Source organism: Streptomyces sp. IBSBF 3136, assembly GCF_036815105.1.
GTDB lineage: Bacteria > Actinomycetota > Actinomycetes > Streptomycetales > Streptomycetaceae > Streptomyces.
Window position 1 is genome coordinate 1 of sequence record NZ_JAJSZC010000092.1, and the last position, 21,319, is coordinate 21,319.

The 21,319-nt window shown below is 71.9% G+C and carries 20 protein-coding genes; 9 read left to right on the forward strand and 11 right to left on the reverse strand.

Annotated elements, in window-relative coordinates; translation table 11 throughout:
- Positions 1 to 50: 50 nt before the first annotated feature.
- Together V7E45_RS20520 and V7E45_RS20525 are read left to right on the forward strand one after the other, a co-directional pair.
- A complete protein-coding gene (locus V7E45_RS20520) occupies positions 51 to 2,204 on the forward strand; it encodes a PTS fructose transporter subunit IIABC (RefSeq protein ID WP_333775653.1) in 2,154 nt (717 codons plus the stop codon).
- Between the two features lie 112 nt (positions 2,205 to 2,316).
- Positions 2,317 to 2,571, forward strand: a complete 255-nt coding sequence (locus V7E45_RS20525; protein WP_333775654.1) for a hypothetical protein — start codon at positions 2,317 to 2,319, stop codon at positions 2,569 to 2,571.
- Positions 2,572 to 2,673: 102 nt separating this feature from the next.
- Here V7E45_RS20525 and V7E45_RS20530 read toward each other — a convergent pair whose 3' ends face one another.
- The 4 genes from V7E45_RS20530 to V7E45_RS20545 all read right to left on the reverse strand — a co-directional run bounded on the left by V7E45_RS20530 (position 2,674) and on the right by V7E45_RS20545 (position 7,354).
- Positions 2,674 to 3,420: a DUF6227 family protein gene (locus tag V7E45_RS20530; RefSeq protein ID WP_333775655.1), complete on the reverse strand. Its 747-nt coding sequence runs from the start codon at positions 3,418 to 3,420 to the stop codon at positions 2,674 to 2,676.
- A 157-nt stretch (positions 3,421 to 3,577) separates the two neighbouring features.
- On the reverse strand, positions 3,578 to 4,798 hold the full coding sequence (locus V7E45_RS20535; protein ID WP_333775656.1) for a L,D-transpeptidase: 1,221 nt from the start codon (positions 4,796 to 4,798) through the stop codon (positions 3,578 to 3,580).
- Between the two features lie 155 nt (positions 4,799 to 4,953).
- Entirely contained in the window at positions 4,954 to 5,985 is a 1,032-nt protein-coding gene (locus V7E45_RS20540; RefSeq protein WP_333775657.1) for a P1 family peptidase, read from the reverse strand.
- 133 nt (positions 5,986 to 6,118) lie between these two features.
- Positions 6,119 to 7,354, reverse strand: a complete 1,236-nt coding sequence (locus tag V7E45_RS20545) for a low temperature requirement protein A (protein WP_333775658.1) — start codon at positions 7,352 to 7,354, stop codon at positions 6,119 to 6,121.
- Positions 7,355 to 7,448: 94 nt separating this feature from the next.
- Here V7E45_RS20545 and V7E45_RS20550 point away from each other — a divergent pair, with 94 nt between their 5' ends.
- Positions 7,449 to 7,628: a hypothetical protein gene (locus V7E45_RS20550; RefSeq protein ID WP_133921669.1), complete on the forward strand. Its 180-nt coding sequence runs from the start codon at positions 7,449 to 7,451 to the stop codon at positions 7,626 to 7,628.
- Between the two features lie 19 nt (positions 7,629 to 7,647).
- On the opposite strand, the gene mscL is transcribed toward V7E45_RS20550, so the two are convergent.
- The 6 genes from mscL to V7E45_RS20580 all read right to left on the reverse strand — a co-directional run bounded on the left by mscL (position 7,648) and on the right by V7E45_RS20580 (position 13,459).
- Positions 7,648 to 8,124, reverse strand: a complete 477-nt coding sequence (gene mscL / locus V7E45_RS20555; protein ID WP_333775659.1) for a large conductance mechanosensitive channel protein MscL — start codon at positions 8,122 to 8,124, stop codon at positions 7,648 to 7,650.
- Positions 8,125 to 8,262: 138 nt separating this feature from the next.
- A complete protein-coding gene (locus tag V7E45_RS20560) occupies positions 8,263 to 8,883 on the reverse strand; it encodes a hypothetical protein (protein ID WP_333775660.1) in 621 nt (206 codons plus the stop codon).
- Positions 8,884 to 9,032: 149 nt separating this feature from the next.
- Complete coding sequence (locus tag V7E45_RS20565; RefSeq protein ID WP_333775661.1) at positions 9,033 to 9,866, reverse strand: S-methyl-5'-thioadenosine phosphorylase; 834 nt, start codon at positions 9,864 to 9,866, stop codon at positions 9,033 to 9,035.
- Between the two features lie 99 nt (positions 9,867 to 9,965).
- Positions 9,966 to 10,286: an FmdB family zinc ribbon protein gene (locus tag V7E45_RS20570; RefSeq protein WP_333775662.1), complete on the reverse strand. Its 321-nt coding sequence runs from the start codon at positions 10,284 to 10,286 to the stop codon at positions 9,966 to 9,968.
- A 67-nt stretch (positions 10,287 to 10,353) separates the two neighbouring features.
- The gene (locus V7E45_RS20575; RefSeq protein WP_333775663.1) at positions 10,354 to 11,652 is read right to left on the reverse strand and encodes an MFS transporter; all 1,299 of its coding nucleotides are present in this window, start codon (positions 11,650 to 11,652) and stop codon (positions 10,354 to 10,356) included.
- 253 nt (positions 11,653 to 11,905) lie between these two features.
- Positions 11,906 to 13,459 (reverse strand): potassium/proton antiporter, encoded by a 1,554-nt coding sequence (locus V7E45_RS20580; protein WP_333775664.1) that lies wholly within the window; start codon positions 13,457 to 13,459, stop codon positions 11,906 to 11,908.
- 218 nt (positions 13,460 to 13,677) lie between these two features.
- Between V7E45_RS20580 and V7E45_RS20585 the strand changes: the two genes are divergently transcribed.
- Positions 13,678 to 16,521, forward strand: a complete 2,844-nt coding sequence (locus V7E45_RS20585) for a penicillin acylase family protein (RefSeq protein ID WP_333775665.1) — start codon at positions 13,678 to 13,680, stop codon at positions 16,519 to 16,521.
- Between the two features lie 10 nt (positions 16,522 to 16,531).
- Here V7E45_RS20585 and V7E45_RS20590 read toward each other — a convergent pair whose 3' ends face one another.
- Entirely contained in the window at positions 16,532 to 17,164 is a 633-nt protein-coding gene (locus tag V7E45_RS20590; RefSeq protein WP_443056110.1) for a 5-formyltetrahydrofolate cyclo-ligase, read from the reverse strand.
- Between the two features lie 75 nt (positions 17,165 to 17,239).
- On the opposite strand from V7E45_RS20590, the gene galU reads away from it, so the two are divergent.
- The 5 genes from galU to V7E45_RS20615 all read left to right on the forward strand — a co-directional run bounded on the left by galU (position 17,240) and on the right by V7E45_RS20615 (position 21,277).
- The gene (gene galU, locus V7E45_RS20595; RefSeq protein ID WP_333775667.1) at positions 17,240 to 18,151 is read left to right on the forward strand and encodes a UTP--glucose-1-phosphate uridylyltransferase GalU; all 912 of its coding nucleotides are present in this window, start codon (positions 17,240 to 17,242) and stop codon (positions 18,149 to 18,151) included.
- The gene (gene glp, locus V7E45_RS20600) at positions 18,148 to 19,470 is read left to right on the forward strand and encodes a molybdotransferase-like divisome protein Glp (protein ID WP_333775668.1); all 1,323 of its coding nucleotides are present in this window, start codon (positions 18,148 to 18,150) and stop codon (positions 19,468 to 19,470) included. Before galU ends, glp begins: the two co-directional genes overlap by 4 nt.
- Positions 19,471 to 19,584: 114 nt before the next feature.
- The gene (gene moaC / locus V7E45_RS20605) at positions 19,585 to 20,097 is read left to right on the forward strand and encodes a cyclic pyranopterin monophosphate synthase MoaC (protein ID WP_020940582.1); all 513 of its coding nucleotides are present in this window, start codon (positions 19,585 to 19,587) and stop codon (positions 20,095 to 20,097) included.
- Complete coding sequence (locus V7E45_RS20610; protein ID WP_333775669.1) at positions 20,094 to 20,609, forward strand: MogA/MoaB family molybdenum cofactor biosynthesis protein; 516 nt, start codon at positions 20,094 to 20,096, stop codon at positions 20,607 to 20,609. Before moaC ends, V7E45_RS20610 begins: the two co-directional genes overlap by 4 nt.
- A gap of 20 nt (positions 20,610 to 20,629) precedes the next feature.
- Positions 20,630 to 21,277, forward strand: a complete 648-nt coding sequence (locus V7E45_RS20615; RefSeq protein ID WP_333775670.1) for a GNAT family N-acetyltransferase — start codon at positions 20,630 to 20,632, stop codon at positions 21,275 to 21,277.
- The last annotated feature ends 42 nt before the right edge of the window (positions 21,278 to 21,319 follow it).

Genomic DNA, 21,319 nt, shown 5'->3' on the forward strand with positions numbered 1-21,319 from the left:
ACCCTCGCCCACCCCATCCCCCGGGCGATACGCGTGCATAGGAGCCCGCGATGAGCGACATGATCACCGCGGACCTGGTCGATCTCGACCTGTCCGCCGACACCAAGGAAGCGGCGGCGCGCGCCCTCGCCGAGCGCATGGTGAGCCTGGGCCGGGTGACCGACCTGGAGGGCTTCCTCGCCGACGTCGCCGCCCGCGAGGCGCAGATGCCGACCGGCCTGGACGGCGGCATCGGCATCCCGCACTGCCGCAGCACCCACGTCACCGAGCCGACGCTCGGCTTCGGCCGCAGCTCCGACGGGATCGACTTCGGCGCCCCCGACGGTCCGGCCGACCTGATCTTCCTGATCGCGGCCCCGGCCGGTGCCGACGACGCGCACCTGACGATCCTCTCCTCCCTGGCCCGGCAGCTGATGAACGCCGAGTTCACGGACGCGCTGCGGTCGGCGGAGGACGCGCCGACCGCGGCCGCGCTGATCCGCGGGGAGGAGGCGCCCGCCGCAGCGGCCGAGGGCGCCGGGGAAGGCACCGCCGCGGCGTCGGGGGCGGCCTCCGCCGACGCCGCGGCGGGCAGCACCGCGCAGGACGCGGCCGCAGCGGCTCCGGCACCGGCAGCGGTTCCGGGCCCCGCGGCCGCCGAGCCCGCTGATGCCACGGCCGACGCCGCGGTGGGTGCCGCCGGTGGGTCAGATGCCGGTGAGCGGCCGTTCCGCGTCGTCGCCGTCACCTCCTGCCCGACCGGCATCGCCCACACCTACATGGCGGCCGAGTCCCTGGAGAACGCGGGCCGTGAGGCCGGCGTCGAGGTCGTCGTCGAGACGCAGGGCTCGGCGGGCTTCACCCGGCTCGACCCGGCGGTGATCGCGGCGGCGGACGGCGTGATCTTCGCGCACGACGTCCCCGTACGGGACAAGGACCGCTTCGCGGGCAAGCCGACGGTCGACGTCGGGGTGAAGGCGGGCATCAGCCGCGCCGCCGAGCTGATCGGCGAGGTGCGCGGCAAGGCGGAGCGCGGCGAGGCCACCTCGGGCACGGCACCCGCCACCCCCGTCGAGCGGTCCGGCGACTCCACCGAGGGCTACGGCACCAAGCTGCGCAAGTGGCTGATGAGCGGCGTGAGTTACATGGTCCCGTTCGTCGCGGCGGGCGGTCTGCTGATCGCCCTCGGCTTCGCGATCGGCGGCTACACGGTCAACAAGGCGCCTTCGGTGATGGACCACTTCCTGTGGACCCAGGCCGACAGCTGGGGCGCGCTGCTGTACCAGATCGGCATCGTGTCCTTCGGGTTCCTGGTCCCGGTCCTGGCCGGGTACATCGCCTACGGCATGGCCGACCGCCCCGGACTCGTCCCCGGCTTCGTCGGCGGCGCGATCGCCCTCACCATCAACGCCGGTTTCCTGGGCGGCCTGGTGGCAGGTCTGGTCGCAGGCGGGGTGGTGATGGCGATCCAGCGGGTGCGCATCCCGACGGCCCTGCGCGGCATCATGCCGGTGGTGGTGATCCCGTTGATCTCCTCGGCGATCGTCGGGTTCCTGATGTTCGTCGTGATCGGCAAGCCCATCGCCTCCGCCCAGAAGGGCATGACCGACTGGCTGAACGGCCTCACCGGCACCAACGCGATCCTCCTCGGCGCGCTGCTCGGCCTGATGATGTGCTTCGACCTCGGCGGTCCGGTCAACAAGGTCGCCTACACCTTCGCCACCGCCGGCATCGCGGTCGCCAGCCCGAGCGGCTCCGCGATGAAGATCATGGCCGCGGTGATGGCGGCCGGCATGGTCCCGCCGCTGGCGATGGCCCTGGCCACGACCGTCCGCGGCCGCCTCTTCACCCAGACCGAGCGCGAGAACGGCAAGGCCGCCTGGGTGCTGGGCGCCTCCTTCATCTCCGAGGGCGCCATCCCGTTCGCCGCCGCCGACCCGCTGCGGGTCATCCCCTCCGCCATGGTGGGCGGCGCCCTCACCGGCGCCCTGTCGATGACCTTCGGCGCCACCCTGCGTGCCCCGCACGGCGGCATCTTCGTGGTCCCGCTGATCGGCAACCCGTTCTTCTACCTGATCGCCATCGCGGCCGGCGTCTGCGTCACCACCGCCCTGGTCGTCGTCCTCAAGGGCATGCGCAAACAGGACCCCGAGGCCACGGCCGCCGACCCCGAGGCGGGATCGGCCGCGGCGGCGAGGGAGGCGAAGCACACGGTGGTCGCCTGACGGGCACCGTCCCCCTCTTGTCCCTTTGGTGTGCTGTGAGTTGTTCACGGCACCTGCGAGATACGTCACGGTCCGGGACCGAAGTCCCGGACCGTGGTGTGTACTGGGGCGTATGCCTGAGCACGTCTCGACTCTTCAGCTGATCGGCCTGACCGCGCTCACCGTGGCCGGGCTGGCCTGGGCCGTCGTGGTGATGCGCCTGCTGCGACGCGCCCGTGTCGAGGCCGTCGCCGAATGGCATGCCGCGGCCGTACTGCCGGCCCTGCCGGAACAGCCCCAGGCCGGCCCCGCCCGGGAGTCGGTCGAACTGACCCCGGCCGAACAGGACGCCTTCGCGGGCCTGGTACGCCGACTCGGCGCCCGCTGACCGCACGCCCGCCGACCGCAGGCCCGTGATCGGACGCCCGCCGACCGCACGACTGCTGACCGGTCGGCCGCCCCTGAAGAGGCGCGGCCCGATCGCAAAAGGCTAGGCATGCCGGGCCGCGCGCCGGTCCATGGCGTCCCGGGCCGCGTCCTCCGTCGCGTAGACCTCGCACATGTGCCGTCCGTCCGGGGTCGCCGTGTGCTCGACCTCCCACAGCGAGATCTCCCGGCCGTCCGGCAGCAGGAACGCGTGCTCGTACAGCGCGAAGCTCAGCCCGGCCCGGGCGGACCGTCCGGGCCGGCCGAACGCCTGGGTGATCTGGTGCGCGGCCGCCGTCGCCAGCAGCGCCGCCGTCTCCTCACCCGGCCGATCCTGGTTCTCCGCGCGGCGCAGCAGCCGGCGGGCGTGGTCCGCGGAACCGTCCGGCGCGTAGACGTGCCGGGGCTCGGGGACCGCCCACAACTGGGTCAGCGCCGGCAACTCGAAGTCCGGTGCCTCCGGCGGCAGCGGGAGCCGGGTGGTGGCCGCGTACAGCTCCTCCTCGTCCACGTACACCTCGTGCTGGGCGTCGCCGCCCGGGGCGGTGTTGTGCACCAGCTCCCACAGGGTCACCGGCGAGCCGTCCGCCAGCAGCCAGGTGTGCCGGTACGTCTCGCGGTGCAGTCCCGCGCTGTGGTGGGCGGAGAGCAGGCAGCTGTCGTGCGCCAGCGCGCAGTCGAGCCGCCTTATCACCTCGTCGGGCAGCTCGAAGGAGTTCAGGGCACGGCCGAGAAGCCGCGCGAGGTGCTCCTCCGGAGACTCGGGCGACTCGGCTGGTTCGTACGCTGCCGTCTCGTACGGAACGCTCAAGGTTTCTCCCGGCGTTGCTGCATGTCACCTAGTGGGTGCATACCGTAGCCCCTCGGTCGGACATCATGTCCCCGAACCGAGAAAACGTATGCCCGGAAAACGCGCGGGCCGCGCGAAAAATTTCCGCGCGGCCCCACGTACCGTCAAAACCCGGCGATCAGACGGCACTTCCCGCGGTCCAGGCGCTCCACGCCATGTTCCAGCCGTTGAGCCCGTTGTCCGGCGAGACCGTCTTGTCCGGGGAGTTCTTCACGACCACGACGTCCCCGACGAGCGAGTTGTCGTAGAACCACTTGGCCGTCGTGGCGCCCTGCGCGCCCCGCACGTCCGCCAGGCCCACACAGCCGTGGCTGGTGCCCTCCCGGCCGAAGGGCGGGTTGCCCTTGTCGTACCAGTAGTTCCCGTGGATGAAGGTGCCGGACGAGGTCAGGCGCATCGCGTGCGGCACGTCCGAGATGTCGTACTCCCCGCCGAAGCCGACCGTCGAGCCGTTCATCCGGGTCTGCGTGAACTTCTCGGAGATCACCATCTGCCCGTTGTACGTGGTGTGCTGCGCGCTGCCCGCGGAGATCGGCACCGTCTTGACCGTCCGGCCGTCCCGCACCACCGTCATGGTCTGGGTGCCGGCGTCGACCGTGGAGACCTGCGCGCGCCCGACCGTGAACGACACCGTCTTCTTCTGCACCCCGTAGACGCCGTTCGCGCCCCGGACGCCGTCCAGGTCGATCCTCATCGTGACCTTGGAGCCGGCCTTCCAGTACTCCCGCGGCCGGAAGTCCAGCCGCCGGTCCCCGAACCAGTGCCCGACCACCTGCTGGCCACTGCTGGTGCCGACCGTGATGTGCGACTGCACGGCCTTCCTGTCGGTGATGGACTTGTCGAAGGTGAACGACACCGGCATGCCCACGCCGACGGTGGTGCCGTTGTCCGGCGTGTAGGTGCCGATGAAGCTGTTCGCCGAGGTGACGGTGGTGAAGATGGAGTTGGCCGCCGCGGTGTGTCCCGCTGCGTCCTTCGCGGTCGCGTCGATCTCGTACTTCGTCCCGCGCTCCAGCTGCCCCTTCGGCTTCCAGCTCCCGCCGTCGGCCGATATCGCACCCGGCACCGCCTGCCCGGATCCCGCCACGGTCATCTTCACGGCCGTCAGCTTCCCGCCGCTCACCTTCACGCCGGTGGCGTTGACGGACGCGTTCGTCGCACCGTCCTTGGCCGAGATCGTGATCGTGGCCGCCGAAGTCCGCGACGACTTGCCGCCGCCCTTGCCGGTGTCGTCGGTGGCGTTGGCGTCGCCGCCGCAGGCGGTCAGGGTGAGGGCGCCGACCATCAGGGCGGCAGAAGCCAGCAGTGCGCGCCGCGCTGCGAGGTCCGGCGTAGTCACGGGCTGCTCCAGGTTCGTGTGATGTGCGTGGTCCGCTCCAGTGCGTGGGAAGAGAGGGGTGCGGCCCGGGGGGAGGTTCCACCTCGGGCCCGAGAACGCCGTTGCGTGACAGAACCGCGACAATCAGGACCCCTTCGGGTCCTTTCACCCCTGGTCTACCGGCCGCCGCCGTACAGCTCCCGGTACGACGGCCACGCTCCGCCCGGTCCCTCGACCGGCTCGGCGGCGCGCACGGCACGGACGATCGCGCGGGTCACCAGGTCCGCGCCCGCCGCCAGAATCGCGTTGAGCGCCGACGGGTCGGTGGTGCCGAGCGGCCGTGTCCCCGTCGCCAGCGCGAACACCGTGTCGCCGTCGTGCAGCAGGTGCACCGGCCGTACGGCGCGCGCGATGCCGTCGTGCGCCGTGCCCGCCATCTTCTGCGCCTGCGCCTTCGTGAGGTCGGCGTCGGTCGCCACCACCGCGAGCGTCGTGTTCAGCGGCGGGAGCGGATTCCGGGAGGCCACCTCGTCGAGGCGCCGGCGCGCGGCCTCGTGCACGCCCCGCTCCGGGTAGGTCACCCGGCCCTGGAAGAACTCCCCGTACAGCGCGCCGGTCTCCGGGTCGGCCACCGCGCCCGCGGAGTTCACGACCACCAGGGCCGCCACCGTGACACCCGAGCCGAGGACCGTGCTCGCGGTGCCCACCCCGCCCTTGAGCCGCCCCGCCACCGCGCCCGTGCCCGCGCCCACGCACCCCTCGGGCACCGGCGCGCCCGGTGCGCCGGCCGCCGCGTCCTCCACCGCCGCGCGTCCCGTCGCCGCGTCCGGCCGGGCGCGGAAGTCGCCACCGCGCCCCAGGTCGAAGACGCACGCGGCGGGGACCACCGGTACGACGTGCGCCGGACCGGGCCCGACCCGCACCCCGCGCCCCCGCTCCTCCAGCCAGGCCATGACACCGGACGCCGCGTCGAGCCCGTACGCGCTGCCGCCGGTCAGCACGACCGCGTCCACCCGCTGCACCACGTTGCGCGGGTCGAGGGCGTCGGTCTCCTTGGTGCCGGGGCCGCCTCCGCGCACGTCCACCGCGGCGACGGCGCCGCCCTCCGGCGCGAGGACGACCGTGGTGCCGGTGAGCCGGCCCTCCCCGGTGCGGGTGGAGTGGCCCACCCGCAACCCGGCGACATCCGTCAAAGCGTCAACTGTCATGGGGCCAGTCTGGCCCACCCCCGCTAGGGCCTGTTGCGAAAGTGGCCTCGTCGCCCGGAGGGCGGCCGCGCGGCGTGCCGGGCGTCGCACGGCAGAGGACCACTTTCACAACAGGCCCTAGGCGCAGGGGAGTTCAGCGGGCGGTCTCCGTCGCCTCCGCGCCCTGTCGAGGGAAGGCCCCGCGAGCCGTCAGCGTGACCCCGACGGCCACCGCCGCCGCCGACACCAGCCCCGCCGCCAGGACCGCCCACGCGCCCAGGAAGGTGCAGCAGACCACCACCAGTGCCGTCACGGGAAGCACCAGCTGCTGGGCGATGCCCACCTTGAAGTGCCGCGAGTGCAGCACCCACACCGTCAGCAGGTACAGCGCCGTCGGCAGGGTCACCGCCGCCGAGGCGGCCGGCGTCGGAATGTGCGCCTTGCCGACCGCTTGCTCCACCGCCACCTCCAGGCCCGCGCCGATCGCGGCGGCCGACGCGAAGATCAGATAGTGGCCGTAACCCCACAGGAAGGCCTGCGCGTTGGAACGCAGATGAACATGGATGGGCACCACGAAGTAGATCCACCAGGCCGAGAAGACGATCAGCAGGCCGCCCGCCGCGATCGGCAGCAGCTCGCCCAGCGCGTCGTGCTCGTCCACCGCCGACTTCACGGCGACCGTCGCCGCGGCGATCGTCTCGCCCAGCACGATGATGGTGAACAGCCCGTACCGCTCGGCGATGTGGTGCGGATGCCAGGACGTCTGGTGGTCGCGCTCCGCGAACAGTGGCACGCACAGCTCCACGACCGCCATCACCAGGAACGCACAGACCCGGGCGGGACCGGGCAGCAGGACCAGCCCCAGCCAGCCGACCTGGCACAGCAGCACACCGCCCGCGTATCTGACCGCGGCGGTCCGCTCCGCCCCCTCGGCCGACCGCGCCGCTCTCAGCCACTGCGCGACCATCGCCAGCCGCATGATCACGTACCCGAGCCAGACCACCAGGTAGTCGTGCTGCTGGAACGCCCGCGAGACACCGGCGGCCAGCACCAGCACGCCGGCGATCTGGACCAGGGTGACGACCCGGTAGAGCGCGTCGTCGTTGTCGTACGCCGAGGCGAACCAGGTGAAGTTCATCCACGCCCACCAGATGGCGAAGAACACCAGCGCGTAGTTCAGGATGCCCTCGCCCGCGTGCCCCTCGGCCACGGCGTGCACGAGCTGCGCGCCGGCCTGGGCGATGGCCACGACGAAACACAGGTCGAAGAGGAGTTCGAGCGGTGAGGAGACGCGGTGCGCCTCCTGCCGGCCGCGCGCGGTGAGCCGCCGCAGCGGTCCGTCGGACTGCGCGCCCGGTGAGGCGGGCGCCGGAGCGGAACTCGACGTCATGCCTCCCAGCACAGCAGAAATCCCCGGTGAAATCTTGTGAACGCGTTCACAAGGGCTGGGCGGGCCGTCCGGGCCCGCGCCGTACCCTTGACGCATGAGTACAGCCCCCGCCCCCGAGCCGCGCGACCCGAAGACGGCGCTGGTCTTCGACGACCCGCTGAGCCAGCAGTCCTCGGACGACACCGACCGTGGGTGGGGCGAGCGCCCGGACGGCCGGGACAGCGCCGCCGACCTCAAGCGCTTCCTCGACGAGAAGCCGCCCCACCACATCTGAGCCGCACGAGGCGGCACCGCTAGCGGGTGTCGCGCTCCGTACCGCGCTGCGCGAGCAGCGCGTCGCGGATCTCCTTCAGGACCTCCAGCTCGGTCACCTCCATGACCTCCTGCGCGCCCATGCGCGCCCTCTTGCGGGCCTCCTGCCGCGCCAGGTACTTCGACATCGGCAGGACCATCAGGAAGTACACGACGGCCGCGGTGATCACGAAGGTCAGCGTGGCGCCGAGGACCGAGCCCCACATGATCAGCACACCGCTCTTGGCCGACCCGTCCGCGTTCAGGGGGCACGGTGCCTTCAGGCAGGAGCTGTAGTGGTCCAGGTTCTGCGTGCCGATCGCTCCGACCAGCGGGTTGATGAGCCCCTTCACGATCGAGTTGACGATGTTCGTGAAGGCGGCGCCGATGACCACCGCGACTGCCAGATCGACGACGTTCCCGCGCATCAGGAAGGCCTTGAAGCCCTGCCAGACGCTCGGTTCCTGCTTCGCGCTCACCTCGGGGACTCTCCTCATATGCACAGGCTGTGGAACGAAACGCTCCGCAACCTACGCCACCATGCCGCCATCCTGTCGAATTTCCGTGCTCGATCGGGCGACAGTGCGGCGAGTCGCCGTGCGAACGGGCAGGGGCGGTCAGCACAGCGTCACCGCGAGCCGTGCCGTGGCACTCGCGCCGACGAGCCGGGCCGCCGAGCCGCGCGGCACCGTGAGCACGACCAGCGCCCCGCTCCCCTCCAAGCCCTCCAGGGGTTCCGGCACCTCTCTCACCCGCACGCCACGCGCCAGCACCCGGGCATCGCCCCCGGTCGAGGGGTCCTCGGCGGCGATGACGTCGACCCGGTCGCCGGGCCGTAGCAGCCGGACGGTGGCGGCGTCGGCGATCCGCACCGGCGCCGTCACCACGTCCACCGCCCGGTGGAGTCGGCGCGGAGGTTCCGCTGCCGGGTGGCCGGGGGCACGGGCGGAGTGGTGCGGCGGCGCGCCGGTCCGCGGACCCGCCGCGACGAGCGCGGCGGCGGTCACGGCGAGGCCGGCCGCCAGAGCGCGCCCGCGCCGGTGCGCCAGCCGCTGCAACCGGTAGCGCGTACCACGCACACGCACCGGACCGAACGGCGGGACCTCGCAGGTCGCCGGGGCGTCGGTGCCCGGCGGACGCGGGAGACGGAACGGAGCGGAACCGTGAGCGGGGGAAGGAGCGGGCGAGAGAGCGGGCGAGGGGGAGTGAGGTGTAGGGGAGGACGAGCTCAAGGGCATGGGGAGCCACCACCTGCGACGAGGGCCTGGGCTTGCCCTGCCACGATGGCGCCTCGCGCCGATCCCCGCCGGAGCCCGTGCACAACCCACCGCTTGTGGAAAACCCCGCCCCCCGAACCGGTGAACCCCGTCGGTGGGTACAGCCCTGGTTACGGCAGGGGGAAGCCCGGGTCCATCCCGCCGAGCGCGTTCCCGCACAGGCAGTCCCGCGCCCCGGTCTCCGGCAGTGCCGCCACCGCGTCGAACAACACACCCCGCAGCCGGTCCACGTTCGCCGCGAACACCCGCAGCACCTCCTCGTGCGAGACGCCCTCGCCGGTCTCGGCGCCCGCGTCCAGGTCGGTGACCAGGGTCAGCGAGGTGTAGCAGAGTTCCAGCTCACGGGCGAGCGCCGCCTCGGGGTGGCCGGTCATGCCCACCACCGACCAGCCCTGAGCCCGATGCCAGAGCGATTCGGCGCGGGTCGAGAAGCGCGGCCCCTCGACCACGACCAGCGTGCCGCCGTCGACCGGCTCCCAGTCCCGTCCGCGGGCCGCCTTCAGCGCGGCGGCCCGCCCGGTGGGGCAGTAGGGGTCGGCCATGGACACGTGCACCACGTGCGGCACCGTGCCGTCGGGCAGCGGGAGGCCGTCGAAGTAGGTCCCCGGCCGGGACTTCGTGCGGTCCGCGAACTGGTCGGGCACGAGCAGGGTGCCCGGGCCGTACTCGGGGCGCAGCCCGCCCACCGCGCAGGGGCCGAGGACCTGCCGGACGCCGACCGAGCGCAGGGCCCAGAGGTTGGCGCGGTAGTTGATGCGGTGCGGTGGCAGGTGGTGGCCGCGGCCGTGCCGGGGCAGGAAGGCGACCCGCCGGCCGGCGATCTCGCCGAGGAAGAGGGAGTCGCTGGGCTGCCCGTAGGGGGTGTCCACCTGGACCTCGGTCACGTCGTCGAGGAACGAGTAGAAACCCGAGCCCCCGATCACGCCGATCTCTGCGTTCGCCATGACGAGCACACTAGTCGCCCGCCGGACCGGCGGGGAGGCGCGCCCGGGTAGGGCTCAGGCCCCGCCGTCGTGCGACGGCGGGGCCCGGGAAGCCAGGTGTCAGGCCGCGGAGCTGCTGGACGAACTCGACGACGAGGACGACGAGCTCGACGACGACGTCGAGGCGGTCGACGAGGACGACGACTTGGAGTCGGACGACGACGAGCCGGCCGGCTTGGAGGCCGGGCTGCTGCTCGACGAGGAGCCGCGGGAGTCGTTGCGGTAGAAGCCGGAGCCCTTGAAGACGATGCCGACGGCGGAGAACACCTTCTTCAGGCGGCCACCGCAGTTGGGGCACTCGGTCAGGGCGTCGTCGGTGAACTTCTGCACCGCCTCGAGGCCCTCGCCGCACTCGGTGCACTGGTACTGGTAGGTCGGCACTGTCTTCCTCCTGGCACTCTCACTCGATGAGTGCTAACGACGATCCATAGTGACGTATTCCGGGGAATCAGTCCACCGTCACCGGCACGCGGTGACCGACGCCACGCGCGACGGTCCGGTTCCGGGCGGGGGCGACCAGCCGCGAGCGCAGGGCCACGAGGGTGGCCAGCGCGAGCAGGGTGCCGGCCATCGGCACCAGGAATCCGGCGCCGCCCCACAGCCGGTCCTCCAGCTGTCCGGCGACCGTGACGGCGGCCGCCTGGCCCAGCGCCACGGCGCCGGTCAGCCAGGTGAACGCCTCGGTGCGGGCCCCGGCCGGGACCAGGCCCTCGACCAGGGTGTAGCCGGTGATCAGGGCCGGCGCGATGCACATGCCGACCAGCAGGCCGAGACCGGCCAGCAGCAGGACCGAGTGCGCCGTCCACAGCGCGGCGGCGGTCAGTGCGAGCGCCGTGTAGCCGACGACCAGGCGCCGCTGCGGGGCGGCCTTCCAGGCGATGGCGCCGCAGGCGACGCCGGAGAGCATGTTGCCCGCGGCGAAGACGCCGTACAGGACGCCGTTCAGGCCGGGCTCGCCGATCGACTCGGTGAACGCGGCCAGCGACACCTGCATGCCGCCGAAGACCGACCCGATGCCGAGGAACGTCACGACCAGGACCCGCACGCCCGGGACGCGCAGCGCGGAGCCGTGCTCCACGCGCGCGTGGCCGCCCTCCGCGGAGGTCACCGGCGGCTGCGTGCTCTTCTGCGCCGCGAACAGCAGACCGCCGACCAGGGTGAGCGCGGCCTCGGTCACCAGGCCGGCGGACGGGGTCACCGTCGTGCACAGCGCGGTCGCCAGCAGCGGCCCGAAGACGAAGGTCAGCTCGTCCGTGACGGACTCGAAGGCGGCGGCGGTGCTCATCAGGGGCGAGCCCTGGAGCCTGACGCCCCAGCGGGCGCGCACCATGGGGCCGACCTGCGGCACCGAGGCGCCGGTCGGGACGGCGGCCGCGAACAGCGCCCACAGCGGTGCGTGCGCCAGCGCGAGCGCCGTGAGGGAGAGGCCGGAGAGCGCGTGCACCAGGATCCCGGGGACCAGGACGGCGCGCTGCCCGTAGCGGTCGGCCAGCCGGCCGCTGTAGGGCGCGAACAGCGCCATGGACACGCCGGTGGCGGCCGCGGCCGCGCCGGCGGCGCCGTACGAGCCGGTGGTGTGCTGCACGAGCAGCACGATGGAGATGGTGAGCATCGCGAACGGCTGACGTGCCGCGAAGCCGGGGAGCAGGAACGTCCAGGCGCCGCGGGTGCGCAGCAGCTGTCCGTAGCCCGGCCGGGAGGAGGACGACGGGTTCTCCGTCGCCTCGCTGGTGACCGTGGACGCCACGGCCCGTGCCTTTCTACCGCCTGGTAGCGCGCCCGTGCGGGGGGCGCCGAGAGCTGTCCTCTTGCGCGGATGCGGTAGATACCGGTGCCACTGCGGAGGGCGTTCCGGCCGCCATACGGTCGCGCCAGCTCTGCGTCAGGCAGAGTTGGTTCGATCAGGGTGCGCCTTCATACTACAGGGATCAAGACCTTGTGCCCCTGTGAAAAGGCGCACCCCGGCGGGCGTTCGCCTGGGGATGGCAGCGTGGGCGCCCTCAGCGTGAGCTCGCCCCGCTCGTCCCCAGCCAGTCGGCCAGCTTGCCGCCGTGGGCCACGGCGCGCAGCCGCCGTTCCGCGGCGTCGCGGACCGGGTCGGTGGCGACCACGAGGAGCTCGTCGCCGTTGCGCAGCACCGTCGTGGGCAGCGGAACGAACGATTTCCCCTCCCGGACGACCAGCGTGACGGCGGCTCCGGACGGCAGCCGCAGCTCGTTGACCTCGACGCCGTTCATCCGGGAGCCCTCGGGGAGCGACACGGACAGCAGGTGCCCGCGCAGCCGCTCGAGCGGCGCCGACTCGATGCCGAGGTCGGACGCCTCGCCCTGCTCGCCCAGCCGCAGCTTGCGGGCCAGCCAGGGCAGCGTCGGACCCTGGATGAGGGTGTAGACGACGACCAGCACGAAGACGATGTTGAAGATGCGCCGGCTGCCCGCGACCCCGTTCACCATGGGGATGGTCGCCAGGATGATGGGCACGGCGCCGCGCAGCCCCGCCCACGACATCAGGACCTGCTCCTGCCAGCGCACCCGGAACGGGGCCAGGCTGAGGACCACGCTGAGCGGACGCGCCACCATGGTCAGTACCAGCCCGATGACCAGCGCGGGCAGGATGTCGTCGCCCAGCTCGTGCGGCGTGACCAGCAGGCCGAGCACGACGAACATGCCGATCTGGGCGATCCAGCCGAGCCCCTCGGCGAAGCCGCGGGTGGCGGGCCAGTGCGGCAGCTTGGCGTTGCCGAGCACCATCGAGGCCAGGTAGACGGCGAGGAAGCCGCTGCCGTGCGCCAGGGCGCCGTCGGCGTACGCGGTGACGGCGATGGCCATCACGGCGATGGGGTACAGACCCGAGGCGGGCAGTGCCACGTGCCGCAGCGCCCAGGACCCGATCCAGCCCACCGCGAGCCCGACGGCCGCTCCGATGGCCAGCTCAAGGGCTATCTCGCCGACCAGGGTGTACCAGTGCTCGACCGGGCCCGCCTGGGAGAAGGCGACGACCAGGATGACGACCGGAGCGTCGTTGAAGCCGGACTCCGCCTCCAGGGTGCCCGTCACGCGCGCGGGGAGGGGAATGCGCCGCAGCACGGAGAAGACCGCTGCCGCGTCCGTGGACGAGACCACGGCCCCGACGATGAGGGCCTGCCGCCATTCCAGCCCGATCAGACAGTGGGCGCCCACCGCCGTGACGCCGACGCTGACCGCGACTCCCACCGTGGCCAGGACCGAGGCGGACGACAGGACCGGCCGGACCTCCTTCCACTTCGTGCCCAGACCACCCTCGGCGAGGATCACGACCAGGGCCGCGTAGCCCATCACCTGGGTCACTTCGGCGCTGTTGAAGTGGATGTGGCCGATGCCGTCCTGGCCCATGAGGACGCCGATCCCCAGGTAGACGAGCAGGCTGGGGAGCCCGCTGCGGGAGGAGACCCGGACCGCCGCGACGGCGACGAGCAGGACGAGGGAGCAGACGAGCAGGAGCTGGTTGAGGTGGTGGACAGTCAGCGGCGGTTCCCTTCCTTGGCACGCGCGGGGCACGCGCGGGCTCGCGTACACAAGACCCGAGGCTGCGGCGCACCGCACCCAAGTACTTCGTTACCTTACCTAATTCTTGACGCTTTCTTGACGCTCCGCGGGGCAAGATCGAACGCTCGTGCGCGCTGGTTCCCGACTCCGCGTCAAGCGGCACAGGGCCCTGCGCCTATGGTTGCTCCCAGCGCTCATTCAAAGTCACAGCCCGACCTGCCGCTCGCGTTAGGACAGCAAGGACAGCGATGCCCCCCAACACCACCGCCACAACGGGTGACACCGCCACGACCGGTGCCACGCCCGTCAAGTCCGGCAGGAAGAAGGGGCGCAAAGCCCGACTCCTCGTGCTGGTCCTGGTCCTGGCCCTCGTCGGAGGCGTCGCCTACGGGGCGTACTGGTCGATCAGCACCGTCCGTGCCTCCTTCCCGCAGACCCAGGGCTCGATCACGCTCGACGGCCTCTCCGGTCCCGTCGACGTGAAGCGGGACGGCAACGGCATCCCGCAGATCTACGCCTCCTCCGACGCGGACCTGTTCATGGCCCAGGGCTACGTCCAGGCGCAGGACCGGTTCTACGAGATGGACGTGCGCCGGCACATGACCTCCGGGCGCCTGTCGGAGATGTTCGGCAAGGGCCAGGTCAAGAACGACGAGTTCCTGCGCACCCTGGGCTGGGACCGCATCGCCAGGCAGGAGTACGACACCAAGCTGTCGTCCTCCACCAAGGCGTACCTGCGGGCCTACGCCAAGGGCGTCAACGCCTACCTCAAGGGCAGGAGCGGCAAGGACATCTCCCTGGAGTACGCGGCGCTGGGCCTGACCAACGACTACAAGCCGCAGCAGTGGACTCCGGTCGACTCCGTCTCCTGGCTGAAGGCGATGGCCTGGGACCTGCGCGGCAACATGCAGGACGAGGTCGACCGCGCGCTGATGACCAGCCGCCTCGGCCCGCAGCAGATCCAGGACCTGTACCCGCGGTACTCGTACGGCCGCCACAAGCCGATCGTGCAGGAGGGCCAGTACAGCGAGCTGACCCACTCCTTCCAGCAGAGCGGCGCCACGGGCACGACCGGCTCCACGGGCACGACGGGCACCACCGGGACCACGGGCACGACCGGCACGACGGGCTCCACCGGCACCACGTCGTCCGGCTCCGGCTCCTCGACCTCGACCTCGTCGAATTCGGCCCTCACCAGCCAGCTCGCGGGCCTCTACAAGGTCCTGGACGACGTGCCGACCGCCGTCGGCGTGAACGGCCAGGGCATCGGCTCCAACTCCTGGGTCGTCTCCGGCAAGTACACGATCACCAAGAAGCCGCTGCTCGCCAACGACCCGCACCTGTCGGCGTCGCTGCCCTCCGTCTGGTACCAGATGGGCCTGCACTGCCGGGCCGTCTCCAGCAAGTGCCAGTACGACGTGGCCGGCTACACGTTCGCCGGGATGCCCGGTGTGATCATCGGCCACAACGCCGACATCGCCTGGGGCATGACCAACTCCGGGGTCGACGTCACCGACCTCTACCTGGAGAAGGTCACCGCGAACGGCTACCTGTACGACGGCAAGGTGCGGCCCTTCAAGAACCGGCAGGAGACCATCGAGGTCGCCGGGGGCAAGTCCAAGACCATCGTCGTGCGCCAGACCGCCGACGGGATGCCGCTGCTGTCCGACCGCGACGACGAACTCGTCCAGGTCGGCAGGAAGGCCGCGGTCAACACGGCCGCGCCCGACCGCGGTGAAGGCTACGGCATCGCCCTGAGGTGGACGGCGCTCGACCCGGGCACCTCCATGGACGCGGTGTTCGCCCTCGACAAGGCAGCCGGCTGGAGCGACTTCCGCTCCGCCGCCGCCCTGTTCGACGTGCCCTCGCAGAACCTCGTCTACGCCGACACCGCCGGGCACATCGGCTACACCCTGCCCGGGAAGATCCCCACGCGCTCCTCGGCGGACGACGGCTCGATCCCGGCTCCCGGCTGGGACTCCAAGTACCGCTGGACCGGCTTCATCAAGAAGAACGAGCTGCCCTACGAGTACAACCCCGCGCGCGGCTACATCGTCACCGCCAACCAGGCCGTGGTCGACCCGGACAAGTACCCCTACACGCTCACCACGGACTGGGGCTACGGCACCCGCAGCCAGCGCATCACCGACCTGATCGAGTCGAAGATCAAGGACGGCGGCAAGATCTCCACCGACGACATGCGCCAGATGCAGCTGGACAACAGCAGCGACATCGCCAAGCTGCTCGTGCCCAAGCTGCTGAAGATCGACGTCGACGACAAGGACGTCCGCCAGGCGCAGAAGCTCCTGGAGGGCTGGGACTACACCCAGGACGCCGACTCCGCCGCGGCCGCCTACTTCAACGCGGTCTGGCGCAACATCCTCAAGCTCGCCTTCGGCAACAAGCTGCCCAAGGAGCTGCGGGTCAAGGGCCAGTGCCTGTGGGTCGACAAGATCGACAGCACCGGTCCGGTCGACGACGACGCCAAGGTGCGCGAGTGCGGCGAGCGCGACGCCGACCAGGCCCAGCCGGACGGCGGCGACCGCTGGTTCGAGGTGGTCCGCACCCTCATGGAGAAGCCGGACAGCGACTGGTGGAAGACCCCGGCCGGGGCGGGTGACCGCAAGAAGGCCGACAACATGGACCAGCTCTTCGAGCGCGCCATGGTCGACGCCCGCTGGGAGCTGACCGCCAAGCTCGGCAAGGACATCGACTCCTGGAGCTGGGGCCGGCTGCACCGGCTGTTCCTGAAGAACCAGACGCTCGGCACCGAGGGCCCCGGATTCCTGCAGTACGTCCTCAACCGCGGCCCCTGGAAGCTCAGCGGCGGCGAGGCGACCGTCAACGCGTCCGGCTGGAACGCGGCCGGCGGCTACGGCGTGGTCTGGGTGCCGTCCATGCGGATGGTGGTCAACCTCAAGGACCTCGACAAGTCCCGGTGGATCAACCTGACCGGCGCCTCCGGGCACGCCTACAGCGCCCACTACGTCGACCAGACCGGCAAGTGGGCCAAGGGCGAGCTGCTGCCCTGGTCGTTCACGGACAAGGCGGTCGACGGGAGCACGAGCGACACCCTCGTCCTCAAACCGTGAGCCACGGCCTTCACATCGACGGCGTCACCACCGCGTGCACCGGCCGGTCGTGCGGCTCCGCCGGGACGTGCGCGACGACCTCCGTGTCGTACAGCAGCACCACGAGGGCGGGACGGGCGCCCGCGCGCCCGAGACGGGCGAGCACCCGGTCGTACGACCCTCCGCCGCGCCCCAGGCGCACCCCGCGCGCGTCCACCGCGAGCCCGGGCAGCAGGACCACGTCCGCAGCGGTCACCGCGTCCGGTCCGAGCCGCTCGCCCGAGGGCTCGAACAGGGCCATCTTTCCGCCGTGCCGGATCCGCGCGAGCGAGCCCGAACCGGCGTACTCGCCCCAGTCCAGGTCGTTGTCGGGCAGGAGTGCGGGGAGCAGGACGCGGACGCCCCGCGCGCGCAGCGCGTCCAGCAGCGCGGCCGTGCCGGGCTCGGACCCGACCGAGACGTACGCCGCCACCGTGCGGGCGCCCGCGAGTTCGGGCAGCTCCAGGGCGCGTCCGGCCAGCGTGTCACCCGCCTCCCGGACGACATCCGCCGTCAACCTGTTCCTCACCGCGAGGAACTCCCGCCGCAACGTGCGCTTGTCAGGCTCGTCGGTGCGTCCGTCGTGTTCCACTGGTCGTTCTCGCGCCTTTCTCCGTGGGCTCATTCACAATGTGCTCATATGAGAGTCAAATAACCGGAGCCACATATTCCACGCAAAGGCACCGGATAAGGTTCGGGCATGACTCAGTCGCACCCCAGGATCAGCAAGGCTGTCATCCCCGCAGCAGGTCTCGGCACCCGGTTCCTGCCGGCCACCAAGGCCACTCCCAAGGAGATGCTGCCGGTCGTGGACAAGCCGGCGATCCAGTACGTGGTCGAGGAGGCCGTGTCGGCGGGGCTCGACGACGTCCTCATGATCACCGGACGCAACAAGCGTCCCCTCGAGGACCACTTCGACCGTAACTACGAGCTGGAGTCGGCGCTCGGGAAGAAGGGCGACGCCGAGCGGCTCGCGAAGGTGCAGGAGTCCAGCGACCTGGCCACCATGCACTACGTGCGCCAGGGCGACCCCAGGGGCCTCGGCCACGCCGTCCTGTGCGCCGCCCCGCACGTCGGCCGCGAACCCTTCGCCGTCCTCCTGGGTGACGACCTGATCGACCCGCGCGACCCGCTGCTCCAGCGCATGATCGAGGTGCAGGAGCGGCACGGCGGCAGCGTGATCGCCCTCATGGAGGTCGCCCCCGAGCAGATCCACCTCTACGGCTGCGCCGCCGTGGAGGCCACAGCCGACGGCGACGTGGTCCGGGTGACCGGCCTGGTCGAGAAGCCCGACCCGGCCGACGCGCCGTCGAGCTACGCGATCATCGGCCGTTACGTCCTCGACCCGCACATCTTCGACATACTCCGCAAGACCGAGCCCGGCCGCGGCGGCGAGATCCAGCTCACCGACGCCCTCCAGCAGCTCACCGAGGACGAGAAGGTCGGCGGCCCGGTGCACGGTGTCGTCTTCCAGGGCCGCCGCTATGACACCGGCGACCGTGGCGACTACCTGCGTGCCATTGTCAGACTGGCGTGCGAACGTGAAGACCTGGGCCCGGACTTCCGGACCTGGCTTCGCAGTTACGTAGCCGAGGAGATGCAGCAACGTTGAGCAGCGCCGCGACCCGTCCCGCAGGACCGGACCACCTCTGGTCGGTGGACGAGCACCTGGACGACATCCTCACCACGGTCCGTCCGCTCGAACCCATCGAGCTGCAACTGCTCGACGCCCAGGGCTGCGTCCTGGTCGACGACATCACGGTGCCCCTCTCCCTGCCGCCGTTCGACAACAGCTCCATGGACGGCTACGCGGTGCGGGTCGCGGACGTGGCGGGCGCGAGCGAGGAGTTCCCGGCCGTCCTGGACGTCGTCGGGGACGTCGCGGCGGGGGCGGCCGACCCGGTCCGGGTCGGACCCGGCCAGGCGGCCCGCATCATGACCGGCGCCCCGCTGCCGCCCGGCGCCGAGGCCGTCGTCCCCGTCGAATGGACCGACGGCGGGCTCGGCGAGGGACCGGTGAGCGGCATGCGGGCGCGCAGCTCGGCCCCCGAGGGCTCCGAGGGGCACGTGCGTGTGCACCGCCCCGCCGAGGCACGCGCGCACGTGCGCGCCAAGGGTGGCGACGTGAAGGCCGGGGACCTCGCCCTGGAGGCCGGGACGATCCTCGGCCCGCCGCAGATCGCGCTGCTCGCCGCCATCGGCCGGGGCACCGTCCGGGTGCGCCCGCGCCCGCGTGTGGTCGTCCTGTCCACGGGCAGCGAACTCGTCCAGCCCGGCGAGGAACTGGCCCACGGCCAGATCTACGACTCCAACAGCTTCGCCCTCACCGCCGCCGCGCGGGACGCGGGTGCCATTGCCTACCGGGTGGGCGCCGTCGCCGACGACGCCGACACCCTCCGGTCCACCGTCGAGGACCAGCTCATCCGCGCCGACCTGCTGGTCACCACCGGCGGCGTCAGCGTCGGGGCGTACGACGTCGTCAAGGAGGCGCTGTCGTACGTCGGCGACGAGGACGAGGCGGGCGGCGGCATCGACTTCCGCAAGCTCGCCATGCAGCCCGGCAAGCCCCAGGGCTTCGGCTCCATCGGCCCCGACCACACCCCCCTGCTCGCCCTGCCCGGCAACCCCGTGTCGTCGTACGTCTCCTTCGAGCTGTTCGTACGCCCCGCGATCCGCGCCCTGATGGGCCTGGAGGACGTCCACCGGCCCCGCGCCCGGGCCACCCTGCGGTCGGACAAGGCGCTCGGCTCGCCCCGGGGGCGCCGGCAGTTCCTGCGCGGCACGTACGCCGACGGCGAGGTGACCCCCGTGGGCGGCGCCGGCTCGCACCTCATCGCGGCGCTGGCCCACGCCGACGCGCTGATCGTCCTGCCCGAGGACGTGGAGTCCGCCGAGCCGGGCAGCGAGGTGGAGGTCGTGCTGCTGGGCTGAGCGTCCGCCCGGCGGTCCTGCCCCGGTGCCCGTCCCGACTTGGCGGTACCGTGTCGCGCACAACAGGTCCGCGCACCGCACCGCGCCGGGCCCGGACCGGGAGCGCCACACATCATGACCGTGCCATCCCGGGGGGAGACCCCCGGAACCTCCGCACAGGACCGGCTGACGCACATCGACGAGGCGGGCGCCGCCCGCATGGTCGACGTGTCCGGCAAGGACGTCACCGCGCGCACCGCCCGCGCCGCCGGACGGGTCCTCGTCTCGCCCCGCGTGGTGGAGCTGCTGCGCGGCGAGGGCATGCCCAAGGGGGACGCCCTGGCCACCGCCCGCATCGCGGGCATCATGGGCGCCAAGCGCACCCCCGATCTGATCCCGCTCTGTCACCCGTTGTCGGTGTCCGGTGTGAAACTGGACCTGTCGGTCGCGGACGACGCCGTGGAGATCCGGGCCACCGTGAAGACGACGGACCGCACGGGCGTCGAGATGGAGGCCCTGACCGCGGTGACGGTCGCCGCGCTCACCGTGATCGACATGGTCAAGGCGGTCGACAAGGGAGCGGTCATCACGGACGTACGGGTCGAGGAGAAGACGGGCGGCAAGTCGGGCGACTGGAGCCGGGCATGAGCGGCGGGCCGTACCGCGCGCTGGTCGTGACGGCCTCCAACCGCGCCGCCGCCGGTGTCTACGAGGACAGGGGCGGCCCGCTGGTCGCGGACGGCCTCAGAGGCTTCGGGTTCGCCGTCGAGGGGCCGCGCGTCGTCCCCGACGGCGACCCGGTCGAAGCGGCGCTGCGGGAGGCCGTGGCCGCCGGGTTCGACGTCGTCGTCACCACCGGGGGCACCGGCATCTCGCCCACCGACCGCACGCCGGAGGCGACCCGGAGCGTGCTCGACCACGAGGTGCCGGGCATCGCGGAGGCCATCCGCGCCTTCGGCCGGGAGAAGGTGCCGACCGCCGCGCTCTCCCGGGGACTGGCCGGGGTGGCGGGGCGGACGCTGATCGTCAACCTGCCGGGTTCCACCGGCGGGGTACGGGACGGACTGGCCGTCCTGGAGCCCCTGCTGGCGCACGCCGTCGACCAGATCCGCGGCGGCGACCACCCCAGGCCCGGCGCCACCAGTGGGGGTGCGAGCTGAACAGCCCATCCTGGCCGGTCGTGCTGGCGGACGGCGATGTCGTCCTCCGGCCGATAAAGCTGCGCGACCAGCGGGCCTGGCGTGAGGTGAACCGGCGCAACCGGGACTGGCTGCGCCCCTGGGAGGCGACCATCCCGCCGCCCACGCCGAGCGGGCCGGTCGTGCACCGTCCCACCTACCGCCAGATGGTCCGGCACCTGCGGTCCGAGGCCAACGCGGGCCGGATGCTGCCCTTCGTCATCGAGTACCAGGGGCAGCTCGTCGGGCAGTTGACGGTCGCCGGGATCACCTGGGGGTCGATGTGCTCGGGCCACGTCGGCTACTGGGTGGACGAGGCGGTCGCCGGGCGCGGGGTGATGCCGACGGCCGTCGCACTGGCCGTGGACCACTGTTTCCGCGCCGTCGGGCTGCACCGCATCGAGGTCTGCATTCGCCCCGAGAACCGGCCGAGCCGCCGGGTCGTGGAGAAACTCGGATTCCGCGAGGAGGGGCTGCGGCCGCGTTATCTGCACATCGACGGCGCCTGGCGGGACCACCTCGTCTTCGCGCTCACCGCGGAGGAAGTGCCCGAGGGGCTGCTCGGACGCTGGAAGCGGGGGCGCTCCGCACGCGACCAGCACACCCGGCACACCCAGCACCCCGGGAATCACGCACAGTCCGGTAATTGAATATGTGTTCGAAATTGACCGCTCGGCGACCGTCTCCGGGCA